The sequence below is a fragment of the Paenibacillus sp. FSL K6-1558 genome (assembly GCF_038002565.1).
Classification (GTDB): domain Bacteria; phylum Bacillota; class Bacilli; order Paenibacillales; family Paenibacillaceae; genus Paenibacillus; species Paenibacillus polysaccharolyticus.
Genome location: NZ_JBBOCV010000001.1, coordinates 2,295,739 through 2,319,693, shown reverse-complemented (window position 1 = coordinate 2,319,693; position 23,955 = coordinate 2,295,739). Strand labels below are relative to the sequence as shown.

18 protein-coding genes, 9 tRNA genes, 3 rRNA genes and 1 other annotated feature are annotated in these 23,955 nt (G+C 47.9%); all 30 genes read left to right on the top strand.

Translation table 11 applies throughout. The features are described from left to right. The first annotated feature begins 50 nt into the window (after positions 1 to 50). Complete coding sequence (minC, locus tag MHI38_RS09960; protein WP_090919095.1) at positions 51 to 713, top strand: septum site-determining protein MinC; 663 nt, start codon at positions 51 to 53, stop codon at positions 711 to 713. A 3-nt stretch (positions 714 to 716) separates the two neighbouring features. After that, complete coding sequence (gene minD / locus MHI38_RS09955) at positions 717 to 1,511, top strand: septum site-determining protein MinD (protein ID WP_090919093.1); 795 nt, start codon at positions 717 to 719, stop codon at positions 1,509 to 1,511. A 304-nt stretch (positions 1,512 to 1,815) separates the two neighbouring features. After that, entirely contained in the window at positions 1,816 to 2,757 is a 942-nt protein-coding gene (locus MHI38_RS09950; RefSeq protein WP_154890964.1) for a M23 family metallopeptidase, read from the top strand. Then, the gene (locus MHI38_RS09945; RefSeq protein ID WP_154890963.1) at positions 2,750 to 3,610 is read left to right on the top strand and encodes a M50 family metallopeptidase; all 861 of its coding nucleotides are present in this window, start codon (positions 2,750 to 2,752) and stop codon (positions 3,608 to 3,610) included. The genes MHI38_RS09950 and MHI38_RS09945 overlap by 8 nt, the downstream gene beginning before the upstream one ends. A 108-nt stretch (positions 3,611 to 3,718) precedes the next feature. Continuing rightward, entirely contained in the window at positions 3,719 to 4,969 is a 1,251-nt protein-coding gene (locus tag MHI38_RS09940) for an Rne/Rng family ribonuclease (RefSeq protein WP_090919087.1), read from the top strand. 57 nt (positions 4,970 to 5,026) lie between these two features. Then, positions 5,027 to 5,110 (top strand) — a sequence feature (ribosomal protein L21 leader region). 14 nt (positions 5,111 to 5,124) lie between these two features. Beyond that, complete coding sequence (gene rplU / locus MHI38_RS09935; RefSeq protein ID WP_090919085.1) at positions 5,125 to 5,436, top strand: 50S ribosomal protein L21; 312 nt, start codon at positions 5,125 to 5,127, stop codon at positions 5,434 to 5,436. A 13-nt stretch (positions 5,437 to 5,449) separates the two neighbouring features. After that, a complete protein-coding gene (locus tag MHI38_RS09930) occupies positions 5,450 to 5,779 on the top strand; it encodes a ribosomal-processing cysteine protease Prp (protein WP_090919083.1) in 330 nt (109 codons plus the stop codon). Between the two features lie 23 nt (positions 5,780 to 5,802). Further along, complete coding sequence (gene rpmA, locus MHI38_RS09925) at positions 5,803 to 6,114, top strand: 50S ribosomal protein L27 (RefSeq protein ID WP_017692622.1); 312 nt, start codon at positions 5,803 to 5,805, stop codon at positions 6,112 to 6,114. A gap of 150 nt (positions 6,115 to 6,264) precedes the next feature. Then, positions 6,265 to 7,002: a Spo0B domain-containing protein gene (locus tag MHI38_RS09920; protein ID WP_154890962.1), complete on the top strand. Its 738-nt coding sequence runs from the start codon at positions 6,265 to 6,267 to the stop codon at positions 7,000 to 7,002. A 16-nt stretch (positions 7,003 to 7,018) separates the two neighbouring features. Next, positions 7,019 to 8,329, top strand: a complete 1,311-nt coding sequence (gene obgE, locus MHI38_RS09915; RefSeq protein WP_154890961.1) for a GTPase ObgE — start codon at positions 7,019 to 7,021, stop codon at positions 8,327 to 8,329. Positions 8,330 to 8,580: 251 nt separating this feature from the next. Then, complete coding sequence (locus MHI38_RS09910; protein ID WP_110898886.1) at positions 8,581 to 9,018, top strand: ACT domain-containing protein; 438 nt, start codon at positions 8,581 to 8,583, stop codon at positions 9,016 to 9,018. 46 nt (positions 9,019 to 9,064) lie between these two features. Next, positions 9,065 to 10,351 carry a homoserine dehydrogenase gene (locus MHI38_RS09905; protein WP_154890960.1) on the top strand — a complete coding sequence of 429 codons (1,287 nt, stop codon included), beginning with the start codon at positions 9,065 to 9,067 and terminating at the stop codon, positions 10,349 to 10,351. A gap of 102 nt (positions 10,352 to 10,453) precedes the next feature. Next, on the top strand, positions 10,454 to 11,524 hold the full coding sequence (gene thrC, locus MHI38_RS09900; RefSeq protein ID WP_090919073.1) for a threonine synthase: 1,071 nt from the start codon (positions 10,454 to 10,456) through the stop codon (positions 11,522 to 11,524). Next, positions 11,521 to 12,489: a homoserine kinase gene (gene thrB, locus MHI38_RS09895; RefSeq protein WP_154890958.1), complete on the top strand. Its 969-nt coding sequence runs from the start codon at positions 11,521 to 11,523 to the stop codon at positions 12,487 to 12,489. Before thrC ends, thrB begins: the two co-directional genes overlap by 4 nt. Beyond that, positions 12,486 to 13,361, top strand: a complete 876-nt coding sequence (pheA, locus tag MHI38_RS09890) for a prephenate dehydratase (protein WP_154890957.1) — start codon at positions 12,486 to 12,488, stop codon at positions 13,359 to 13,361. The genes thrB and pheA overlap by 4 nt, the downstream gene beginning before the upstream one ends. A gap of 149 nt (positions 13,362 to 13,510) precedes the next feature. Next, the gene (ilvE, locus tag MHI38_RS09885) at positions 13,511 to 14,392 is read left to right on the top strand and encodes a branched-chain-amino-acid transaminase (protein WP_090919067.1); all 882 of its coding nucleotides are present in this window, start codon (positions 13,511 to 13,513) and stop codon (positions 14,390 to 14,392) included. Positions 14,393 to 14,591: 199 nt separating this feature from the next. Next, the gene (locus MHI38_RS09880; RefSeq protein ID WP_154890956.1) at positions 14,592 to 16,217 is read left to right on the top strand and encodes a LysM peptidoglycan-binding domain-containing protein; all 1,626 of its coding nucleotides are present in this window, start codon (positions 14,592 to 14,594) and stop codon (positions 16,215 to 16,217) included. Positions 16,218 to 16,763: 546 nt separating this feature from the next. Further along, positions 16,764 to 18,319 (top strand): 16S ribosomal RNA (locus tag MHI38_RS09875). A 316-nt stretch (positions 18,320 to 18,635) separates the two neighbouring features. After that, positions 18,636 to 21,563, top strand: a 23S ribosomal RNA gene (locus MHI38_RS09870). Positions 21,564 to 21,712: 149 nt separating this feature from the next. Beyond that, positions 21,713 to 21,829 (top strand): 5S ribosomal RNA (gene rrf / locus MHI38_RS09865). Together the 16S, 23S and 5S rRNA genes with 9 tRNA genes alongside form the textbook arrangement of a ribosomal RNA operon. Positions 21,830 to 21,913: 84 nt before the next feature. Continuing rightward, positions 21,914 to 21,989: transfer RNA gene (locus tag MHI38_RS09860), tRNA-Asn, on the top strand. Between the two features lie 4 nt (positions 21,990 to 21,993). Beyond that, a tRNA-Glu gene (locus tag MHI38_RS09855) sits at positions 21,994 to 22,065 on the top strand. 123 nt (positions 22,066 to 22,188) lie between these two features. Next, positions 22,189 to 22,264: transfer RNA gene (locus MHI38_RS09850), tRNA-Val, on the top strand. A gap of 17 nt (positions 22,265 to 22,281) precedes the next feature. Then, positions 22,282 to 22,355 (top strand) — tRNA-Met (locus MHI38_RS09845). 31 nt (positions 22,356 to 22,386) lie between these two features. Continuing rightward, positions 22,387 to 22,464 (top strand) — tRNA-Asp (locus MHI38_RS09840). An 18-nt stretch (positions 22,465 to 22,482) separates the two neighbouring features. Then, positions 22,483 to 22,557, top strand: a tRNA-Gly gene (locus MHI38_RS09835). A gap of 7 nt (positions 22,558 to 22,564) precedes the next feature. Further along, positions 22,565 to 22,641: transfer RNA gene (locus MHI38_RS09830), tRNA-Arg, on the top strand. A 15-nt stretch (positions 22,642 to 22,656) separates the two neighbouring features. Next, positions 22,657 to 22,735: transfer RNA gene (locus MHI38_RS09825), tRNA-Leu, on the top strand. A 7-nt stretch (positions 22,736 to 22,742) separates the two neighbouring features. Next, positions 22,743 to 22,816 (top strand) — tRNA-Pro (locus tag MHI38_RS09820). 265 nt (positions 22,817 to 23,081) lie between these two features. After that, the gene (locus tag MHI38_RS09815) at positions 23,082 to 23,708 is read left to right on the top strand and encodes a BofC C-terminal domain-containing protein (RefSeq protein ID WP_154887471.1); all 627 of its coding nucleotides are present in this window, start codon (positions 23,082 to 23,084) and stop codon (positions 23,706 to 23,708) included. The last annotated feature ends 247 nt before the right edge of the window (positions 23,709 to 23,955 follow it).

Below are 23,955 nucleotides of genomic sequence, written 5' to 3'. Positions count from 1 at the left end.
GAACTTGGGAACCGGGGCACGAAATGTAATGAGATGGGAGGGACAGGCTTATGACGGTAAAATCGAATCACGTAACGATTAAAGGCATCCGAGACGGCTTGGTTTTCCTGTTGGACGATCAATGTGAATTCGAGGAATTGCTCTATGAGCTCCGCTATAAGCTGGAACACAGCCATCAAAACATTTTGACCGGACCGATTGTTCATGTGGATATCAAGCTTGGAGCGCGAGAAATTACGGAAGATCAGAAAGAAGAGATTCTGGATATATTGAAGCAAAAAGGGAATCTACTGATCCGATCCTTTGACTCGCCTGCACTTGTACAGGAGGTCAAAGGTCCCCCGCCGATTGTGACGATGTGCGGCATGGTACGATCAGGTCAGGTGCTTCATCATGAGGGGAATCTCCTGTTTCTCGGAGATATCAATCCAGGGGGCACGGTGACGTGTACTGGGGATATATATGTTTTGGGTTCACTCAGAGGTATGGCTCATGCTGGAATCAGCGGGGACGAAGAGGCTATTATCGCAGCATCGGTATTTGCGCCAACACAGTTGCGTATTGCTGATGTAATCAGTCGTCCTCCAGATGAATGGGAGAGTCATGAAACCGGAATGGAATTTGCTTATTTGCAGGACAATCAGATGCAGATCGACAAGATGAGCAATATCGTTCGGTTGCGCCGAGATTTTAATGTGTTTAAAGGAGTGTAGCTCATGGGAGAGGCGATCGTGATCACTTCGGGTAAAGGCGGCGTGGGTAAGACGACCACCTCGGCAAACATCGGGACAGCCCTGGCGCTGCTAGGCAAAAAGGTTTGTTTGGTCGATACCGATATCGGCCTTCGTAATCTGGATGTTGTGATGGGACTCGAGAACCGCATTATTTACGATCTGTGCGATGTTGCGGACGGCCGTTGCCGTTTGAATCAGGCTTTGGTAAAAGACAAGCGTTTCGAAGAATTATACATGTTGCCTGCAGCGCAGACGAGAGACAAAAACTCTGTATCGCCAGAACAGGTGAAAGATATCATCCTGGAACTCAAAAAAGATTTTGAATACGTCATTATTGACTGCCCGGCAGGGATTGAGCAGGGATTCAAAAATGCGGTAGCAGGAGCAGATCAGGCCATCGTGGTCACTACACCGGAAAATGCAGCAGTGCGTGATGCGGACCGTGTCATCGGCTTGCTGGAGAGTTCACACATTCAGTCTCCTAAGCTGGTAGTGAACCGGATTCGCAACAATATGGTGAAGTCAGGTGACATGCTTGATATCGATGGTATTTTACAAGTACTTAACATCGACCTGATTGGCATCGTGCCAGATGATGAACTTGTCATCAAGGCTGCCAATTCTGGCGAACCTACAGTGATGAACCCAGATTCACTTGCAGCCATTGCTTATCGCAATATTGCAAGACGAATTTTGGGGGATACCGTGCCATTAATGCAGATGGAGCAGAAGAAGGGCGCATTTTCCCGTTTCAAGAAATTTTTCGGGATGGGTTAAAGGGTATGTAGAGCGTGAAATAAATTTCGTTAAATTGAACTTCAAGTAACAGCCGGGGCAGCGTGTCCGGCTGTTTTTTTTGTGTATGCCTCGTTTACTCACTGCTCACAGGCATTGCTTTGCTTTATTACGTGTAATTACGTGGTCAGCTATTTGGTAAACTGCCGTAGTGACACTCCCACACACAACATTCGTAATTTAAAGCTAAAGCTTATTTTCGGTTCAGTTAGTATGGAGGCTTGTTCATATTCTTTGCTGTTGATTCATAGGATGTAGTAAACAAGCCTCGGCGGGAGGACATGGCATGAATACAAAACGGAGAATCAAACAGAGACGAGAAGAGCGGATACGGCGGCTTATGGATGGGGCAGTGCATGAAGTGTTGCAAGAACAAAAGCCGGTTTTTCGATGGGATCGTGGAAGAGAAAGCGATCAGGGCAGTGAAAGAGAGAGAAACGCAGACATAAGCATAGACGGAAGTAAAGATCAAGGTAGAAATAGCGAGTATGATGAAACGAACCGGCAGAAGCCGTTTGTTTTTGTAGAGGAACCAGCGGAAAGAGACCCGGAATGGTTGTGGAAGAAGGAAAATGGACATTTCGGCCCTACAGGGCGTTCTGGTTTTAATTTGATTCGATCGTTCCTACGGCGTACGGTAGTCAGTGCAGTACTATTTGCAGGCGTGTGGGGACTGTTTCAATTAAATGCATCATGGACGATAGCACCTAAAACCGTTATTGCTGAAGTACTTCATAACGACATGGATTTTGCTGCGGCTACGGCATGGTATGAACGGAATTTCGGTGGGACACCTTCTTTCCTGCCGGTACTTGGACATACCACTGATGTAGTAAACGGCTCAGGAATCCGGCAGCTTCTCGGTAAACCAATTTCAGGTACGGTCGTTCAGCCATTTGCTTTAAGTATGAAGGGAATTGAGATTGTTCCAGATGCCGCTACTACAGGAGGGCTCGTGCAAGTCGTCAGCTCAGGTGCCGGGCGTGTGCTTGAGGTTCTGGGGGATGCAACCAGCGGGTATACCGTCGTTATCCAGCACGCTGGTAAGGTGACCGCCATATACGGCCGGATGAACGAGAGTGACGTTCAGGTGAATGATTGGGTCGAAGCGGGGAATGTGGTGGGACGCTTAAAGGGTGGAAGCACGGATCAGCCTGCTACGCTTTATTTTGCGATAAAAGAAGGAGAAGAGTACGTAGACCCTGCGGAAGTCGTTGCCCTTGATTAGGGTGTGGGGAGTGCGAATCTCGCTTCATCCGTTTTTTGTCATCATCATGATGACCTCCCTGCTAACTGGACATTTTATCGAACTGATCACGCTGTTTGCCATCGTATTTATTCATGAATGCGGACATGCTGCCGCGGCGGCCCTTCTGGGCTGCCGTGTATTGTCTATACAGATGCTTCCCTTTGGGGGAGTGGCTGTTATTGAAGATGGAGGCAAACTGACGGCTTACCGCGAGATTGTCATTGCCTTGGCTGGACCGTTGCAGAACATTCTGATGGTTGGCATAGTACTGCTTCTAAGCCGATTTCAGTTGGGGGACCCACTGTTTCTGGATTATATCATCCAAGCCAACCTGCTCATTGCTTTGTTTAATCTGTTGCCAGTACTGCCTTTGGACGGGGGAAAGATCGTTCAGGCGATTGTCAGCCTGTGGGCTCCTTACTATACTACACTCATGTGGACTTATCGCATCAGTATCCTGTGTAGCGCAGGGGTTATTTTGGTTGCGATTAGCCGGTGGCTTTCCGGCGATTACGGGCTACCGTTGAACCTTTTATTAATAGGCCTTTTTTTGTTTTACTCCAATTTTACCGATTATCGGAACGTGCCTTATCGTTTTATCCGTTTTCTGATGAACCGGGAAGCTGTTTTTGTCCGGTATGCAACTACAGGTGGCTTGGCCCAACCGATAATCTCGTTCCCAGCGAAACCTTTGGACACTATTTTGCGTCTATTAAAAAGGGAACAGTACCATATGGTATACGTGATGAATAAGCAGGGACGTATCCTGGCGGTTTTGCCTGAACAGAGAGTGATTGGCTCGTACTTTCAACAAAATACCGACAAATTGTGAAGCCTACTGATGAACCTGCTCTCAAACGGGGTAATACATTTATGATCGTTATTGCCTATAATATGAAATGGATGTGGATAAATTGAAGGGTCTTCTAGAGGTGAAGCCATGAAACAAATGATTGTACATAATGAACATAACCTCATGCAAATGGCGCTTCTGGAAGAAGGCAAAGCTGTGGAGTTCACGGCAGAGCGTACACGCGAGCGCGGGTTGCTAGGTTCCTTTTTCAAGGGACGGGTAGTGAATGTGTTACCGGGTATGCAGGCTGCCTTTGTGGATATTGGTCAGAGAAAGAATGCGTTTCTGTATGTGGATGATGTGCTCCACCCCCATCTGGAGAAGCAACCTAAAATAAAACCTTCCATCTCGGAGTTGCTGCGTCCGGGTCAGGAATTAATTGTACAGGTTCTGAAGGAACCGGTAGGAAGCAAAGGAGCCCGGGTGACGACTCATTATTCACTTCCGGGCCGCTGGCTTGTCTACATGCCTGTAGCGGGTTATGTGGCTGTTTCCAAAAAGATTGCCCGGGAGGGGGATCGTTCCCGCCTCAAAGGGATGGGAGAGCGGTTGCTTCGGGACGAAGAAGGGCTGATTATTCGTACCGTATCTGCGGAAGAAGCGAATGAGGCGATTCAGACTGATTTGGAGGCATTACGAGCTCAGTGGCTTCTGATTCGAGAAAAAGCAGACAGTTTGCCTTCTCCAAGCTTGTTGCACCAAGACCAAAGCATGATTCAGCGAGTGATTAGAGATGTGTATACTCCTGGTAGTGACGAGGTGATCACGGATAGTGAAGGACAGGCTCGCGTAATACGGACGTTGCTTGAAGAGATCTGTCCAGGGCATGAGCCTCGAGTTCAGGTGTATTCCGGAACGGAATCTATCTTTGATGCTTACGGTGTACAGGAACAGCTGAACAAAGATTTTGCCCGCAAAGTTTGGCTACCCGGAGGTGGGTATATCGTTATTGATCATACCGAAGCGCTGACCGTGATTGATGTGAATACAGGCAAGTATACCGGAGCAGGTGGAGATAGTCTGGAAGAGACGGTAACCGAAACCAACATGCAGGCTGCAGTGGAGATTGCTCGGTTAATGCGACTACGGGACATTGGCGGCATGATTATCGTTGACTTCATCGATATGGAAGAGGCATCGAATCGGCATGATGTAGCGTCTGTGCTGGAGCAGGAGCTACGTAAGGATCGGACCAAAGCTTTTGTAATGGGATGGACGAAACTCGGGTTGCTTGAACTGACTCGCAAAAAAGTAAGAGAAGAAAGTACCTTGCCCTACGTGGAAGCTTGTTCTTCCTGTCATGGCACGGGGAAAAGATATATTTCACCTTTGCATTGATTTTTAATATACTGCGTGATATAATCATCAAGTATGTGTTTAAGCCTATTGGTCTTGCACATGCTGTAACCGCACTGACCAGGTTTAAGAACAGTTCCGCAAGGTACTGTCACCTGAGAACGGGCGAGTCTGAGACATGAGGAGGTGCAAGGCAAATGTACGCAATTATTGAAACAGGCGGCAAACAGTACAAAGTCCAAGAGGGCGATGTTCTGTTCATCGAGAAATTGAATGCGAACGACGGCGAAAGCGTAACGTTCGACCGTGTCCTGGCTGTATCTAACGATCAAGGTTTGACAGCAGGTACACCATTGGTTTCCGGAGCTACTGTAACGGCTAAGGTTGAGAAACATGGCAAAGGTCAAAAGGTTGTTGTATACAAATACAAACCGAAAAAGAACTACCATGTGAAGCAAGGTCACCGTCAACCGTACACTAAAGTAACTATCGAAAAAATCAAAGCGTAAGAAGGTGCGATAAGTGATTATCGTTCAAATCTTTCGTGATGAGGACGGGAACATCGAACGCTTTTCTATCGAAGGGCATGCCAATTTTGCCAAGCGTGGAGAAGATATCGTATGTGCCGGGGTATCTGCTGTTACAGTAGGTACAGTGAACTCGATTGAAGCATTAACTGGTATCGAGATGGATGCCAAGATGAAGAATGGTTTTTTAAGCGGTTCTTTACCGGTGCTGGCAAAAGGGGAAACTTTTTCTCAGGTACAGTTGTTGCTCGAATCCATGGTAGTTATGCTCTCTAATATTGCAGAGTCATACGGGAAGTATATTCAAATACAGCAACACCAATAAGCAAAGAAGGAGGAAAACCAATCATGTTGAAATTAAATCTTCAGTTGTTCGCATCGAAAAAAGGTGTAGGTTCCACGAAGAACGGACGTGACAGTAATGCACAACGTCTGGGTGTTAAACGTGCAGATGGCCAAACTGTAACTGGTGGTAGCATTCTCGTTCGCCAACGCGGAACGAAAATTCACCCAGGAACAAACGTAGGTATCGGTAAAGATGACACTTTGTTCGCGAAAATCGACGGCGTTGTTAAATTCGAACGTTGGGGTCGCGATCGCAAAAAAGTAAGCATCTACCCTGTAAACGTTGCTCCAGTAGCAGCTGCAGTAGAAGCTTAATATCGGCATTCCGCCTAAGGAGCCTTCGGCATTTTTGCCGGAGGTTTTTTGCATTCTGCGACTATTCGATAATGAACTGGCAGAAAAGACATGTTATACTTGGTTACGGTGGGTTGAAACCAACCTAGTTTGGTAGAACGGGGAGAAGCCATGAAATCCTGGAAAAGAGTGCCGTGGATTGCGGCATGTTCACTTGTGATTCCTTTGGTTTTCGTTATGTTGTATCCAGCGTCTTTTGCGAGCGTTGTGTGCGCATTTTGGTCCGTCGCAGTGATGTTAGTATCAGGATATGCGATGAAAAAGCAGGCGGAGGCGGAACGCAGAATCATCATTCAATCCATGGAAAAAACAGCAATAGCTTCATTAAATCATCATCGGCATGACTGGATGAACGATCTCCAAGTGTTATATGGATATCTTAGGCTGGGCAAACTTGATAAATCCCTGCAATGTGTGGAAAGAATAAAAGAGCGGGTAACGGAAGAAAGCCGTATATCTAAATTAGGTATACCTTCTCTCGTCTTTTATTTGCAATCTTTTCGGGCCAGTGGAGCTGCACTGGAATTGCATGTGGAAGTAGAAGAAGAGCTGCAGCTCAGTGCTCTGGTCTCTCCCGAGGATGGCGAGTCGCTTACGGGGGCGATTGCGGATGCAATTCGGGCCTATCAGTATGGCGGTGGCCGGTCGTCTTGGGGAGAGGTACGCAAACTGACCTTGAACTTCGGACAGGATCACGGAGATGTCGTCGTCCGGTTGGACGGAGATCAAACCCCGGATCCAGAAACGCTGCGGCAATTAACAGCTGTACTCAAAGGTAAAAAAGTCAGAACGGAGCAGCTTCCGTCTGGGGATACGTTTGTACAATTCAGAATGCCTTGTGGAATATAGGAAGAAGGGGTAACCAATGTTTGTTGATAAAGCGAAGATTTATGTAAAAGCAGGAGATGGAGGAGACGGTATCGTCTCTTTCCGTCGTGAGAAATATGTACCGGAGGGTGGCCCTGCCGGCGGCGATGGCGGCCGGGGAGCCGATATTATTTTCCGGGTAGATGAAGGTCTGCGGACATTGATGGACTTTCGTTATCAGCGTCACTTCAAAGCCCCACGTGGTGAGAAGGGACGTAACAAAAGCCAGCATGGTGCGAATGCAGAGAACATGATTGTGCGTATCCCGCCGGGCACGACGATCGTGGATGAAGACAGTGGCGAAGTGTTAGCTGATCTAACGCGTCATGGTCAGCAGGTGGTTGTAGCCAAAGGTGGCCGCGGCGGGCGTGGTAACATCCGCTTTGCAACGCCAAGAAACCCGGCACCTGAACTTGCCGAGAACGGTGAGGAAGGCGAAGAGCGTTATATCGTGCTTGAGCTTAAAGTCATGGCGGATGTGGGACTAGTCGGGTTCCCGAGTGTGGGTAAATCTACGTTACTGTCCGTTGTATCTGCTGCTAAGCCGAAGATTGGGGCATACCACTTCACAACCATTACCCCTAACTTGGGTGTCGTTGATGTGGGTGAGGGCCGCGGTTTTGTTATGGCCGATTTGCCGGGTCTGATTGAAGGGGCACATGAGGGTGTCGGACTGGGACATGAGTTCCTGCGACATGTTGAGCGGACACGAGTTATTATTCATGTTGTGGATATGTCGGGTTCTGAAGGGCGTGATCCTTTCGAAGACTGGCAGAAAATTAATGATGAGCTGCGACTATACAATCCGGTGCTTGCCGAGAGACCGCAGGTTGTAGCTGCGAACAAAATGGATATGCCGGATTCCGAAGCTAATCTGGAGCAATTTTTGCAACAGGTTCGTGAAGTGAAGCCAGATATTGAAATCATGCCTATTTCGTCGCTGACTCGTCAAGGTATTCAGGAACTGTTGTACCGAGCGGCTGATCTGCTGGATCAGATTCCGGATGAGCCTGAGGTAGAAGAAGTAGCCGATCTTTCCGAGCGTAAAGTATACAGTTTGGAGAAAAAAGAGGACGAAGGTTTCCGTATTGTGCGTGAGAACGATACATTCATTGTGGAGAGTGTCAAGATTGATCGCATGATGAAACGGATGCAGTTGAATTCACACGAGGCTATTCTGAAGTTGGCTCGTACACTTCGTCACATGGGTGTGGATGATGAGCTTCGTAAACGCGGTGCCGTGGAAGGTACGATTGTGCGTATTGGAGATTTCGAGTTTGAATTTGTGGAAAGCAGCAGTTACTACTAAGCCGCTAGGCCAAAAAAAATTGTGAACATCATCGGCTGACGATTGCTTAATAAAAATGAGAAACGCAGTGAAGCGGGAAGTTACCGTGAGGCTGCGTTTTTTTTGTTTGTTTTCTGACATGAGAGAGAGAAGTCTGTATAATGTGAGAAACAGTTTTTGAAAAATAGACATGTCACGTATTGCCCTTTTGTGATTCATCCTATATAATGTCCACTATATGAATACATGAGTCTTTGAGGAGAGGACGTTCTGTGAATGAACGCTATTACTTAGTACGGGAAGATATTTTGCCTGAAGCTGTGGTAAAAACGATGCAGGTGAAAGAGTTGCTTGCTTCCGGTGATGTTAAAACAGTGCATGAGGCCGTCGAGCAGGTTGGATTAAGCCGAAGTGCCTTTTACAAGTACAAAGATGGAATCCATCTGATCAATCAGCTGGAGCGTGAGCGAATCGTAACGATCTCGATTGACCTGGAGCATCAGTCTGGTATTCTGTCTCGTGTGCTTGGACATTTTGCAGGTTATGGAGCCAACGTGCTTACGATTAATCAGAGTATTCCACTTCAGGGCAGAGCCAATGTTGTCATTTCCGTGGAAACGACGCATCTGCATGGAGAGATTGGAGAAATGCTGGATCGAATGCAAGATATGCCTGGGGTGAAGCGTACACGGATCGTAGGCCAAGGTTAATCGGGCTTAGAGAATATAGGATTAGACAATAGGGGGTAGGTCGTTAGTGAAACCGGTAAAAGTCGGATTGTTGGGCCTGGGCACGGTTGGAACGGGCGTTGTCCGAATTGTGGAAGGGAATCAGGAGGATCTGAGCAGCCAGGTGGGGTCGCCAATTATCATTGAGAAGATAGCGGTGAAGAACACGGAGAAGGATCGTGTTATTCCTATTGACCGGGCGAAGCTAACAGAGAACCCTTGGGATGTCATTCGTCACCCGGACATTGATATTATCGTTGAAGTGATGGGCGGCATCGATCAGACGAAAGAATATATTCTTGAAGCACTGGAACGTGGGAAACATATTGTAACAGCGAACAAGGATCTTATGGCATTGCATGGTTCAGAGATTCTGGCTAAAGCGCAGGAAAAGCAATGTGATGTGTTTTATGAGGCCAGTGTGGCTGGAGGTATCCCGATCATCCGCACGCTGATTGAAGGTTTCTCTTCGGACCGGATCACGCGGATTATGGGGATTGTGAACGGCACAACGAACTATATTTTGACGAAAATGAGTCAGGAAGGCGCATCCTATGAAGAGGTGCTAGCGGAAGCTCAAGCTTTAGGGTACGCGGAAACAGACCCGACCTCAGATGTAGAAGGACTCGATGCTGCTCGAAAAATGGCAATCTTGGGTACCCTCGGTTTCCGGACGAATGTGGAATTGAAGGATGTTACCGTTAAGGGGATCTCCTCCGTCACGCGTGAAGATATAACGTATGCGAAAAGACTGGGATATGAGTTGAAGTTACTTGGCATCGCAGATCGCATCGATGATGAGATTACGATTAGTGTGCAACCAACGATGGTGAGAAAGAACCACCCAATCGCATCGGTAAACGGTGTGTTCAATGCAGTGTATGTACACGGTGAGGCGGTAGGCGAGACGATGTTTTACGGAGCAGGGGCGGGTGAATTGCCAACAGCTACTTCCGTAGTTGCTGACATTGTTGCCGTAACGAAAAACCTCAAGCTTGGTGTAAACGGAGTAAAAGCAATCGTGCCGTATAAACAGAAGAGACTGCAGAGTGATGAGCAAATTTTTTCGAAAAATTTTATATTACTGCACGTGGACGACAAAGCAGGGGTGCTGGCGCAGATTACGCAGATTTTTGCCGAATATGAAGTCAGTCTCGCTTCCGTTGTGCAACAGCCGAATGAGCACAATCCAGACGCTGAGATCATTATCGTTACACATAATGCAAGTAAGGCGAGCATGGACAAGGTGCTTAAGCATTTTGAATCACTCAACGTGATTCGCCGCATTAAGAGTGTTTATCGTGTAGAAGGTTAGTTGTTGAGTCATTTTAAAATATAATTAGTTTATATTTTTGTTTTGCAAGCAAATCGTCATTTCATGAATCTAGATCATTAAACCTAAAGGAGTTTACCTACAATGAGATATCAAGGATTACTGCAAACTTACAAAGAACACCTTCCAGTCAATGAAAATACGCCACAGCTTACACTTCAGGAAGGAAATACGCCGCTGATTCATGCAGAGAATCTGTCGAAGGAACTCGGATTGAATCTGTATTTCAAATATGAAGGCTTGAATCCTACAGGTTCTTTCAAGGACCGCGGAATGGTTATGGCTGTTGCCAAAGCAATGGAAGAAGGCAGCCGTACGATTATGTGTGCATCTACTGGTAATACATCCGCAGCTGCTGCAGCCTATGCCGCACGTGGTGGGTTGAATTGTATCGTATTGATTCCAAATAACAATATTGCATTGGGTAAACTCGCTCAAGCGATGATCTATGGTGCCAAAGTCATCGCGATCAATGGTAACTTTGACCGTGCCCTTGAGATTGTACGTGAAATTACGGCTAAACACCCGATTACACTCGTAAACTCTGTGAATCCATACCGGATTGAAGGACAGAAGACAGCTGCTTTTGAATTGGTTGAGCAATTGGGAGATGCACCGGATGTTCTGGCTATTCCGGTTGGTAATGCGGGTAATATTTCAGCATACTGGAAAGGATTTAAAGAGTATAAAGAGGCAGGGAAATCGAACACATTGCCGCGTATGGTCGGGTTTGAGGCAGAAGGAGCTATGGCAATTGTTAAGGGAGAACCCATTCTTGAGCCAGAAACTGTAGCTACAGCGATTCGAATCGGTAACCCTGCCAGCTGGAAAACAGCAGTGGCTGCAGCTGAAGAGTCAAATGGTCAGATTAACTACGTTACGGATGACGAAATTTTGGCGGCATACCGCACCATTGCGGCACGTGAAGGGGTATTTGCTGAACCGGCTTCTGCTGCATCCGTGGCTGGTGTGTACAAATTGCATAGTGAGGGCTACTTCAAAGGCGGAGAAACGGTTGTATGCGTGTTAACAGGTAACGGCCTGAAAGATCCGAATGTAGCAATTAAAACGGCTGCTGTGGAGCCGCTGGTCGTTGAAGATACAGAAGAGGCAGTTATGGCAGCTATTGCCCAACTGGAACAACAGTCTGTATGAGCTTGCGTGATAAAGTAACCGTAAAAATCCCGGCAAGCACAGCCAATCTGGGTCCAGGGTTTGATACCCTGGGTATGGCCTTGTCTCTGTATGCCTGGCTTGAGATCAAACCGGCAACACAGACAACATTCCATCTTTTTGGAGAACATCTGACAGGTCTGCCTGTAGATAAATCAAATCTCCTTTATGAAGTTGCACAAATGGTATTTGGTGAGGCAGGAGTCTCTGTGCCTGAGCTTGAATTTTCGATGTATTCCGACATCCCCCTCACTCGAGGCCTTGGAAGCAGTGCATCAGCAATTGTTGGTGCGCTTGTTGGTGCCAATGCATTGATCGGCAGTCCGTTATCTAATGATAAGCTGCTAGACATGGCTACAGCACTGGAGAAACATCCAGACAACGTTGGTGCATCGTTATATGGGGGTATCATTACAGCAGCTTGGGATGGTCAACGCGTCGACTATCTTCGCATTGAGCCTCACCAGGATTTGCAGGCTTTGGTTATCGTGCCAGACTTCCAGTTGTCCACATCTAAAGCGAGGGATATCGTTCCCAAGCAGTTTGGCATGCCTGATGTCGTACACAATGTGAGTCGTTCTTCATTGCTCGTTGCTGCATTAGCCAGCGGGCGACTCGATATGATCCAAAAGGCGATGTCGGACCGGATTCACCAGCCTTATCGTGCCTCGTTGGTACCCGGCATGACGGAGATTTTAGATCATGCTACTGAACATGGTGCACTGGGTGCTGCGCTAAGCGGAGCTGGACCAACTGTTCTTACACTGGTAGATCGTCACGATACCCGGAAGGAAGAACTGGAACAGTACTTGCTGGGTATTATGAAGCAGGAGGGAATCGCGGCCTCTGCCTTATGGCTGGACCCGGACCTGGACGGCGCCCTCATACTGCCGGATCAAGATGAACGTCCTTTTTTGGACAGGATCAAAGGGGAAGTTAACGCATGAAACGAATTGCAGTTTTACCAGAAGGATCAGTCTCACACGAAGCAATCGATTTTCTTTTCGATGGGGAAGCCCTCGATTTGCAGCACTCCAAACTCATTTCGGACATTTTTCGTGCGGTTGATAGCGGGAGTGTGCAGTACAGTGTGATTCCGATTGAAAATACAATTGAAGGCTCCGTTAGTCTGCATATGGACTGGCTTGTCAATGAAGTGGATATCCCAATGCAGGCGGAGTGGGTGTATCCCTCCATCCAGAATGTTATCGGACATGGGAATGAATTTGTCACGGACGATGGCACATATGATTTTGGTAAAATTACCAAGATTCTATCCCATCCTGTGGCCATCCCGCAGTGTCAGAATTTTATTCGGCAACATTCACCTGATGCAGATCTTGAAGGCGTGAACAGCACAGCTGAAGCGGTGGAGATCGTGAAAAAAAATCCAGGTAAGGGCTGGGTAGCAATCGGCACGAAGCTGGCTGCGCAAAAGCATGGTCTCGATATTATGGCTGAACGTGTGACGGATCATGACAATAACTACACCCGTTTTGTACTAATTGGCCATGAACCGGTCGATATTCCGCGTGAACCGGATCATGTGAAGACAAGCTTGCTTGTTACATTGCCTGAGGATGCACCGGGTGCACTCCATCAGGTGTTGTCGGCTTTTGCATGGAGAAAGCTGAATCTGACCCGTCTTGAATCTCGTCCAACGAAGAAACGTTTGGGCAGTTACTATTTTTACATTGATGTGATTGAAACGGTCGATTCCGTATTGCTCACGGCAGCCATGGCCGAAATCGAGGCTTTGAATTGTCAGGTTCGTGTTCTTGGTAGTTATCCATGTTATACATACCCTTCACGGAAATAACCGGTAGTGGTTGGATAATGAATGCAAAGAGATCATTCGGCGTCTATGTGAAATAAGAGAGTTTTTCCGTTATTTTTGTTGTAAAATGGACAGGTTCATTATGTTCCGGAAATATAGGAAATGCATATTTAATGGAGGTGCAGTTAGTCATGGCAGAACAATGGATCTATTTGGATGGTCAGTATGTAACCAAGGAAAATGCAAAAGTTTCGGTGTATGACCATGGATTCTTGTACGGAGATGGGATCTTCGAAGGTATTCGGATTTACAATGGAAATATTTTCAGATGTAAGGCTCACTTGGATCGCTTGTATGATTCGGCAAAATCCATCAGTTTGAACATTCCGCTGTCCTACGATGAGATGCTTGAAGTGATGGCTGAAACGGTACGCCGCAATGATATGCGTAACGGTTATATTCGTCTGATCGTTTCACGCGGACCAGGGAACCTGGGCCTTGACCCGACGCGTTGCCCTAAAGCTTCCGTGATCATTATTGTAGAACAGCTAGCAATCTATCCGGAAGAAGCGTATCTTACTGGATTGAAGGCCGTCTCCGTATCCCAGCGTCGTAACATCCCGGATGCGTTGAATCCGAAAATTAAATCCCTCAACTATCTGAACAACATCCTTGTCAAATTGCAATCGAACTTTTCGGGTGCAGGTGAGGCTATTATGCTAAACTCGCAAGGCTACGTAACCGAGGGCTCAAGCGATAACATTTTCATTATCAAAAATGGTGTGGTGTATACTCCGCCTTGTTACCTTGGAGCACTCGAAGGCATCACCCGTCAAGCGATTATTGATCTGTGCGGGGAGTTAGGTATTGAGTTAAAAGAAGTGCCTTTCACGCTTCATGATGTGTACATTGCAGACGAAGTGTTTTTCACAGGCACGGCTGCGGAAGTTATTGCGGCGTGCGAAGTAGACGGAAGAACGATTGGTTCGGGTGTAGCGGGTCCGGTTACATTGCAATTGCTTGAAGCTTTCCGCCAAATTGTCGACAAAGACGGCTACAAGGTGTGGGAATAAATCACTGCGTCGAATTGAATAAATAACAGGAATTCTCCTTGTCCGATAAAATGTAACATGCCTCGTGTATGTGGGATTTTAGAAGGCGGGAGGATTTTTTTTGTTCAGATGATGTCATTAGCCCGGTTGCTGCATAGGATGTAGTAACGGTATGGGCGAATGTACTGCCCAAGTATGACGTCTAGGAGGTTAGTTCCCTGTGAAAATACACATGGTGAAAAAAGGCGACACCTTATATCTGCTGTCCCAAAAATACAATGTCGCGCTGGACAAATTGATTGCGGCCAACCCGCAGATTGCAGATCCCGACAAGTTGGATATTGGCATGAAGGTCAAAATTCCTGCACAGCCGGTAACACCAAAGCCAGAGGGCGTGCTGCACAGTCACAAGGTAGTACAAGGCGATTCGTTATGGAAGCTGTCACAAGCTTGGGGAGTTCCGTTGAAAGACATGATCAATGCGAATCCGCAATTAAAGAATCCAAATGCTCTTCTGGTTGGAGAAACCGTCTATATTCCTTCCATGCATGCACAAGGTAATCAGGCAGCAAATACTCAAATGGGGAATATGGGCGCGCAAGAAAAGTTATCACCTGAAGGGAAAGAGTATACGGGTGTAAAAGAAGAAACGGCACCTGTTGTACCAGCTCCTCCGCCGCAGGCAGTTGAAACGCCAGTACCTGTTCCGGCACCAGTGCCTGTTACACCGGCTAAGCCTAATATCAAGCCTGAATTGGAGGCTTTGCCTCAATTACCTGTAATGCCCGAAATGAAGCCTGAGAAGAAACCAGACAAAAAAGAAGAGATGAAGCCTGAAGTTCAAGTCCAACCTATAAACGAAGCAATAAAACCTCAAAAGCCTAATCTTTCACCTGAAGTGATGCCTTTGCCTGTGATGCCTAACATCGAACCGGCTGTGAATGTCGAGCCGTCGGTTAAGGCGCCGTGTGGCTGTGGTCAAAAAATGCTCCATGCTCCGATGGAACATCCTTATATGCAGGTGCCTGTACCTACACAAGAGGTATACGCTGTTCAGCAAAACAACATGTATACGGCAGGGATGGCCAACAACTCTCCTTTCCCTGGTGTTCAGGATGTTGGTGCATATAATATGGGTAGCATGCCAAATAGCCCATGGATGGGAGCAGAACAGACTTTTAATCATAATAACGTAATGCCAAATATATCTCCTGAGATGACGAATAATGCATTTCCAATTTCGCCAGCAGCTCAAATAAACAGTCCTTTCCCAAGTATTGCAGCTGCAACGAACCAGATGAACAATCAACCGCCATTTATTTCTCCGTACTCCATGCTTCCGTACCCTCCATGCGGATGTGGATCGCATACACATGCTCCTCAATATACTTATCCTGCGTATGGTTATCAGGAACCAGCTTGGGGAATGTATGGTCACCCGAATGGTATGCCGCCTGAAATGTCCACATCTGTTATGCCAAATCATCCGATGGAATATGCTTATCAAAATCCGTATCCGGCTCAAAATATGGTTCCGCCATCTCCGCTTGGTGCTTTTGGAGAGATGTACCCTTCTCAAGTCCATGATGCCAACAGTGGGAAAAAAGGAGGGCGTGACAATGCGAACTTAAGTCAGGCCGCTTTTGAAGAGGTTGATCTGGAGTCTGACGCGAAACCGAAATCAACGCCGTCTAAAAATGGAACGGCAAAACGAAGAACAAGTAAGACACCTGCGAAAAGTAAATCAAAGGTATCTGTATCTGGAAAATCTACTAGAGAACACAAGACGTCCACGAATTCACAAAAACCAGCCAAGAAACGTCGTAATCCCTGGATTCAACATTAAGGGTAATCTGAAATAGAATGATGGTTGTTGCGAAAAGGTCAGTTTAATAAATTAGAACTGGCCTTTTCGCTTGAGCAGTTACAACGAGAATAGACGATGTGTTTGAAATGATGGAGATGTCGAAAAAAAACAAAATATTGCAGATAACGTTTGAAAGCCCGTTCAAAAATATGTTACAATATGTATGCGCTTTAATTTCAGGTTGAAACTAGCTTTGAATTGAAGTGTACATGCAAGGCTATGTAGAAATAAAACTATAATTAAAAAACTCTTGCATTAATTTTGGCCATGTGTTACATTATTTAAGTCGCCGCTGAAACACGATGGTGACGAAAAAAAGAAGTTTGATCTTTGAAAACTGAACAACGAGTGAGTAAACATTCTGCTTGCAGAATGTCGTGAAGGTTTTTGATACATGCCATCTGGCTGTATGGAAACTGGAACACAAATGAGATTTTGATCTCATCAGATTCAAAATGAGCTTATCGCTCTTTTCAATACCCCGATGAGTTTCACCGCGTTTAACGACGCTGACGAATTTCATCTTTATTGGAGAGTTTGATCCTGGCTCAGGACGAACGCTGGCGGCATGCCTAATACATGCAAGTCGAGCGGAGTTGATGGAAAGCTTGCTTTCCTGATGCTTAGCGGCGGACGGGTGAGTAACACGTAGGCAACCTGCCCTCAAGCTTGGGACAACTACCGGAAACGGTAGCTAATACCGAATACTTGTTTTCTTCGCCTGAAGAGAACTGGAAAGACGGAGCAATCTGTCACTTGGGGATGGGCCTGCGGCGCATTAGCTAGTTGGTGAGGTAACGGCTCACCAAGGCGACGATGCGTAGCCGACCTGAGAGGGTGATCGGCCACACTGGGACTGAGACACGGCCCAGACTCCTACGGGAGGCAGCAGTAGGGAATCTTCCGCAATGGGCGAAAGCCTGACGGAGCAATGCCGCGTGAGTGATGAAGGTTTTCGGATCGTAAAGCTCTGTTGCCAGGGAAGAACGCTTGGGAGAGTAACTGCTCTCAAGGTGACGGTACCTGAGAAGAAAGCCCCGGCTAACTACGTGCCAGCAGCCGCGGTAATACGTAGGGGGCAAGCGTTGTCCGGAATTATTGGGCGTAAAGCGCGCGCAGGCGGTCATGTAAGTCTGGTGTTTAATCCCGGGGCTCAACCCCGGATCGCACTGGAAACTGTGTGACTTGAGTGCAGAAGAGGAGAGTGGAATTCCACGTGTAGCGGTGAAATGCGTAGAGATGTGGAGGAACACCAGTGGCGAAGGCGACTCTCTGGGCTGTAACTGACGCTGAGGCGCGAAAGCGTGGGGAGCAAACAGGATTAGATACCCTGGTAGTCCACGCCGTAAACGATGAGTGCTAGGTGTTAGGGGTTTCGATACCCTTGGTGCCGAAGTTAACACATTAAGCACTCCGCCTGGGGAGTACGGTCGCAAGACTGAAACTCAAAGGAATTGACGGGGACCCGCACAAGCAGTGGAGTATGTGGTTTAATTCGAAGCAACGCGAAGAACCTTACCAGGTCTTGACATCCAACTAACGAGGCAGAGATGCGTTAGGTGCCCTTCGGGGAAAGTTGAGACAGGTGGTGCATGGTTGTCGTCAGCTCGTGTCGTGAGATGTTGGGTTAAGTCCCGCAACGAGCGCAACCCTTATATTTAGTTGCCAGCACTTCGGGTGGGCACTCTAGATAGACTGCCGGTGACAAACCGGAGGAAGGTGGGGATGACGTCAAATCATCATGCCCCTTATGACCTGGGCTACACACGTACTACAATGGCCGGTACAACGGGCTGCGAAATCGCGAGATGGAGCCAATCCCAACAAAGCCGGTCTCAGTTCGGATTGCAGGCTGCAACTCGCCTGCATGAAGTCGGAATTGCTAGTAATCGCGGATCAGCATGCCGCGGTGAATACGTTCCCGGGTCTTGTACACACCGCCCGTCACACCACGAGAGTTTATAACACCCGAAGTCGGTGGGGTAACCGCAAGGAGCCAGCCGCCGAAGGTGGGATAGATGATTGGGGTGAAGTCGTAACAAGGTAGCCGTATCGGAAGGTGCGGCTGGATCACCTCCTTTCTATGGAGAATCGTCTTCTGCAATGAAGACATTCAAAACTAAAATCTAGCCAGGTCGGCTAGTTACTCACTCGTTGCTCAGTTTTGAGAGCTCAAACTCTCAAACAGCTTGCTAGTTATGGAGCTTGTTCTTTGAAAACTAGATATCGAAACGAAACAAACGCGAATTAGAACATTCCTTTTTAGCTGAACTTGTGTATAACAAGTTTCAATAAAAACGGTAGATAATGCAATTGCGATGGTATCGGGTGGGAGCGACTTTTGGCTTTGGACGTAGTCCAAACCAAGGGAAGCGAGCGAACGAAACCGGAGCATATGGTTAAGCTACTAAGAGCACACGGAGGATGCCTAGGCGCTAGGAGCCGATGAAGGACGTGGCGAACAACGAAACTGCCTCGGGGAGCTGTAAGCAAGCTTTGATCCGGGGATGTCCGAATGGGGAAACCCAGCTGGGGTAATATCCAGTTACTCTTGTCTGAATACATAGGGCAAGTAGAGGCATACCAGGGGAACTGAAACATCTAAGTACCCTGAGGAAGAGAAAACAATAGTGATTCCGTCAGTAGCGGCGAGCGAACGCGGAGAAGCCCAAACCAAAGAGCTTGCTCTTTGGGGTTGTGGGACGTCTCACATGGAGTTACAAAGGAACCGGTTAAGCGAAGAGGTCTGGAAAGGCCCGCCAAAGAAGGTAAAAGCCCTGTAATTGAAAGTCTGTTCCCTCCGAGACGGATCCCGAGTAGTGCGGGGCACGTGAAACCCCGTATGAATCCGGCAGGACCATCTGCCAAGGCTAAATACTTCCTAGCGACCGATAGTGAAGCAGTACCGTGAGGGAAAGGTGAAAAGCACCCCGGAAGGGGAGTGAAATAGAACCTGAAACCGTGTGCTTACAAAAAGTCAGAGCCCGTTTTAGGGGTGATGGCGTGCCTTTTGTAGAATGAACCGGCGAGTTACGTTCCCGTGCAAGGTTAAGGTGAAGAGCCGGAGCCGCAGCGAAAGCGAGTCTGAATAGGGCGACTATAGTACGTGGACGTAGACCCGAAACCGGGTGATCTACCCCTGTCCAGGGTGAAGGTGCGGTAACACGCACTGGAGGCCCGAACCCACGCATGTTGAAAAATGCGGGGATGAGGTGGGGGTAGCGGAGAAATTCCAATCGAACTCGGAGATAGCTGGTTCTCCCCGAAATAGCTTTAGGGCTAGCCTCGGAAAACAGAGTCGTGGAGGTAGAGCACTGATTGGGTGCGGGGCCCGCAAGGGTTACCAAGCTCAGTCAAACTCCGAATGCCATAGACTTACTTCCGGGAGTCAGACAGTGAGTGCTAAGATCCATTGTCAAAAGGGAAACAGCCCAGACCATCAGCTAAGGTCCCCAAGTGTGTGTTAAGTGGGAAAGGATGTGGAGTTGCACAGACAACCAGGATGTTGGCTTAGAAGCAGCCACCATTGAAAGAGTGCGTAATAGCTCACTGGTCGAGTGACTCTGCGCCGAAAATGTAACGGGGCTAAACACACCACCGAAGCTATGGCTTGATGCTTGCATCAGGGGTAGGGGAGCGTTGTATAAGGGTTGAAGGTGTACCGTAAGGAGCGCTGGACATTATACAAGTGAGAATGCCGGTATGAGTAACGAAAAGATCAGTGAGAATCTGATCCGCCGAAAGCCTAAGGGTTCCTGAGGAAGGCTCGTCCGCTCAGGGTAAGTCGGGACCTAAGGCGAGGCCGAAAGGCGTAGTCGAAGGACAACAGGTCGAAATTCCTGTACCACCGTAAATCGTTACGAGCGATGGGGGGACGCAGTAGGGTAGTGACGCAGGCTGATGGATGCCTGTCCAAGCAGTAAGGCTGGTTAGTAGGCAAATCCGCTAACCGTAAGGCTGAGCTGTGATGGGGAGTGAAAATTACAGTAGCGAAGGTCATGATCTCACACTGCCAAGAAAAGCCTCTAGCCAGATGAAGGTGCCCGTACCGCAAACCGACACAGGTAGGCGAGAAGAGAATTCTAAGGCGCGCGGAAGAACTCTCGTTAAGGAACTCGGCAAAATGACCCCGTAACTTCGGGAGAAGGGGTGCCCCGGTAGTGTGAATAGCACGAGGGGGCCGCAGTGAAAAGGCCCAAGCGACTGTTTAGCAAAAACACAGGTCTGTGCGAAGCCGTAAGGCGAAGTATACGGGCTGACGCCTGCCCGGTGCTGGAAGGTTAAGGGGAGTGGTTAGGGAGTAATCCCGAAGCTGTGAACCGAAGCCCCAGTAAACGGCGGCCGTAACTATAACGGTCCTAAGGTAGCGAAATTCCTTGTCAGGTAAATTCTGACCCGCACGAATGGCGTAACGACTTGGGCGCTGTCTCAACGAGAGATCCGGTGAAATTTTAATACCTGTGAAGATGCAGGTTACCCGCGACAAGACGGAAAGACCCCATGGAGCTTTACTGCAGCTTGATATTGAATTTGGGTACGATCTGTACAGGATAGGTGGGAGCCTTTGAAGCGTGAGCGCCAGCTTGCGTGGAGGCACCGTTGGGATACCACCCTGATCGTATCTAGGTTCTAACCTGGTACCGTAAACCGGTGCGGGGACAGTGTCAGGTGGGCAGTTTGACTGGGGCGGTCGCCTCCTAAAGAGTAACGGAGGCGCCCAAAGGTTCCCTCAGAATGGTTGGAAATCATTCGAAGAGTGCAAAGGCATAAGGGAGCTTGACTGCGAGACCTACAAGTCGAGCAGGGACGAAAGTCGGGCTTAGTGATCCGGTGGTACCGCATGGAAGGGCCATCGCTCAACGGATAAAAGCTACCCTGGGGATAACAGGCTTATCTCCCCCAAGAGTCCACATCGACGGGGAGGTTTGGCACCTCGATGTCGGCTCATCGCATCCTGGGGCTGAAGTAGGTCCCAAGGGTTGGGCTGTTCGCCCATTAAAGCGGTACGCGAGCTGGGTTCAGAACGTCGTGAGACAGTTCGGTCCCTATCTGTCGTGGGCGTAGGAAATTTGAGAGGAGCTGTCCTTAGTACGAGAGGACCGGGATGGACGTACCGCTGGTGTACCAGTTGTTCCGCCAGGAGCACCGCTGGGTAGCTATGTACGGACGGGATAAGCGCTGAAAGCATCTAAGCGTGAAGCCCCCCTCAAGATGAGATTTCCCAGTATGTAAGACCCCTTGAAGACGACGAGGTAGATAGGCTGGGGGTGGAAGTGCAGTAATGCATGGAGCTGACCAGTACTAATCGGTCGAGGGCTTATCCAATAGCAAGTTGTAAATCGCGTACGTTTCGTTTCGAATCTAGTTTTCAGAGAACAACACTCTGAATGAAGTGAAAATCGGTACATCACGGAATGTGTGTATGATTTTCAGTTCTGATTGATATGGAAGAAGCTATGCTTCGACCAATCGCGTTTGGTGGCGATGGCGGAGGGGTTCCACACGTACCCATCCCGAACACGACCGTTAAGCCCTCTAGCGCCGATGGTACTTGGACCGCAGGGTCCTGGGAGAGTAGGACGCCGCCAAGCGAACTTTTTCATCTTACATAGAAAACAGGCTCTGCATGTAGACGTTGTACGATGAGTTGCATTTGTAGCACAAATGCATATTATTCCCTGATAGCTCAGTTGGTAGAGCACTCGACTGTTAATCGAGTTGTCACAGGTTCGAGTCCTGTTCGGGGAGCCATTAAGGCCCGTTGGTCAAGGGGTTAAGACACCTCCCTTTCACGGAGGTAACAGGGGTTCGAATCCCCTACGGGTCATAGTTATTTTTAATAACTAAAGAGTGGGATGAGAATCCCAAAGGTTCGTCGGAGGATTAGCATCGTTAGGAACTGCTTCGCAGTCTCGAACGAAGTGAGAGTATCCCCTACGGGTCATATTATGGAGGCTTAGCTCAGCTGGGAGAGCATCTGCCTTACAAGCAGAGGGTCGGGGGTTCGATCCCCTCAGCCTCCACCATATATCTTTTATAATGACGCGGGGTGGAGCAGCCCGGTAGCTCGTCGGGCTCATAACCCGAAGGCCGCAGGTTCAAATCCTGCCCCCGCAATTATTGTAGCTTTCCTAACCGAAAGTGATCTGGAACCGTGGTGTAGTTGGCCTAACATGCCTGCCTGTCACGCAGGAGATCGCGGGTTCGAATCCCGTCGGTTCCGCCATCTTTACAATTTTATCATGCGGAAGTGGCTCAGCGGTAGAGCATCGCCTTGCCAAGGCGAGGGTCGCGGGTTCGATTCCCGTCTTCCGCTCCAATATTTTGCGCCCTTAGCTCAGCTGGATAGAGCGTTTGACTACGAATCAAAAGGCCGGGAGTTCGAATCTCTCAGGGCGCGCCATTATTTTCATAGTTTGCCGGCGTGGCGGAATGGCAGACGCGCTCGACTCAAAATCGAGTGGGAAACCGTGGAGGTTCGAGTCCTCTCGCCGGTATATATAACGGGATGTAGCTCAGCTTGGTAGAGCACCTGGTTTGGGACCAGGGGGTCGCATGTTCAAATCGTGTCATCCCGATTTCTAAAAATCACTATCTAATCAGATGGTGATTTTTTGATTTTAATAGATATTCACTTCAAAAATTTGGATCTCTTGATCTCTCGATTACCGCAACTTGTCAAGGTCAAGGCTTTCAAGAGTTTAAAGAGGTGGGTTTGCATAAAGGTTCCTCCATTAGGTCACAATAGGTTTAAAAAAAGTGATTGAAGGGGTTTATGTGAACAGGTTCACCTTACGAAAACAATTAAAGAGACGCTGGCGACGATGGAAACGAACGTTTTGGATGGTTGCCGCTATATGTGCCGTTACGATATTAGCATACCGTGGTTTATCTATATCAGCAGCAGTTGAGCGTTTACTAACAACCGATTTTGGTGAAGCCGTAAATGTTATGGGCCCAGTTAAGCAGGATCAACGATCGGCACATGAGATTCAGGTGATTGTAGAGCAACTTGAAACGGGTGCAGACCAATTAATACGTGTTGTTTTACAAACCAAATATATTTGTGGTGTTGAAACTGAACAGCTGGGGAGAATGGATATCCCTCAATTAAAAATGCTGCTTGCTCAACATCCAGAGTGGGAAGCAAAGGTAACTTCCTCGGATACGTTACATTTGAATCAAAGCGTGGATGATCTTTCACCTGTTTGTAAACAAGAAGTCTACATCAGTATCGATGCTACAGGTCATCTCAATCTGTATGAGGGCAAACCCACTGAAGAGAATGTTATTCGTACGTTTTTTCAACTCGATGTAGGTACATTGGAAAGTTCATTGCCTGAAGGAGTGCTGGAGCAATTGCAAGAAGGCATCCGAATACAGGATAAAGATGAATATGACAGTGTAATTTCGACGTTTAGTGACTTTGCTGTGGATGAAACGCATCATTTACTTCGGAATGGCGGATAAGCCAACCCGTATAAGGAATACAACCTTTAAGTCAAAGGTGTAGAGTTACCTTCGGGAAACGTGTATGAAGATAAGTGGATAGAAGAGATGGCTACGGAAGGACATCGTGCGGATGTCCTTTTTGTCGTTTTTATAAGTTAACTCTTCTATAAAAATGAAAATTTTGAAGAAAAGTCACGAAATACGATAGGCTTTGGCATAGACAAAGTTTTTCCTGCCGCAAGGCCTATCTTTTGTTATAATGAAA

What these genes read in the sequence shown, in the direction of transcription:
- minC (WP_090919095.1), top strand. Translation starts at nt 51, where the DNA reads ATGACGGTAAAATCGAATCACGTAACGATTAAAGGCATCCGAGACGGC.
- minD (WP_090919093.1), top strand. Translation starts at nt 717, where the DNA reads ATGGGAGAGGCGATCGTGATCACTTCGGGTAAAGGCGGCGTGGGTAAG.
- MHI38_RS09950 (WP_154890964.1), top strand. Translation starts at nt 1,816, where the DNA reads ATGAATACAAAACGGAGAATCAAACAGAGACGAGAAGAGCGGATACGG.
- MHI38_RS09940 (WP_090919087.1), top strand. Translation starts at nt 3,719, where the DNA reads ATGAAACAAATGATTGTACATAATGAACATAACCTCATGCAAATGGCG.
- rplU (WP_090919085.1), top strand. Translation starts at nt 5,125, where the DNA reads ATGTACGCAATTATTGAAACAGGCGGCAAACAGTACAAAGTCCAAGAG.
- rpmA (WP_017692622.1), top strand. Translation starts at nt 5,803, where the DNA reads ATGTTGAAATTAAATCTTCAGTTGTTCGCATCGAAAAAAGGTGTAGGT.
- MHI38_RS09920 (WP_154890962.1), top strand. Translation starts at nt 6,265, where the DNA reads ATGAAATCCTGGAAAAGAGTGCCGTGGATTGCGGCATGTTCACTTGTG.
- obgE (WP_154890961.1), top strand. Translation starts at nt 7,019, where the DNA reads ATGTTTGTTGATAAAGCGAAGATTTATGTAAAAGCAGGAGATGGAGGA.
- thrC (WP_090919073.1), top strand. Translation starts at nt 10,454, where the DNA reads ATGAGATATCAAGGATTACTGCAAACTTACAAAGAACACCTTCCAGTC.
- thrB (WP_154890958.1), top strand. Translation starts at nt 11,521, where the DNA reads ATGAGCTTGCGTGATAAAGTAACCGTAAAAATCCCGGCAAGCACAGCC.
- pheA (WP_154890957.1), top strand. Translation starts at nt 12,486, where the DNA reads ATGAAACGAATTGCAGTTTTACCAGAAGGATCAGTCTCACACGAAGCA.
- ilvE (WP_090919067.1), top strand. Translation starts at nt 13,511, where the DNA reads ATGGCAGAACAATGGATCTATTTGGATGGTCAGTATGTAACCAAGGAA.
- MHI38_RS09815 (WP_154887471.1), top strand. Translation starts at nt 23,082, where the DNA reads ATGGTTGCCGCTATATGTGCCGTTACGATATTAGCATACCGTGGTTTA.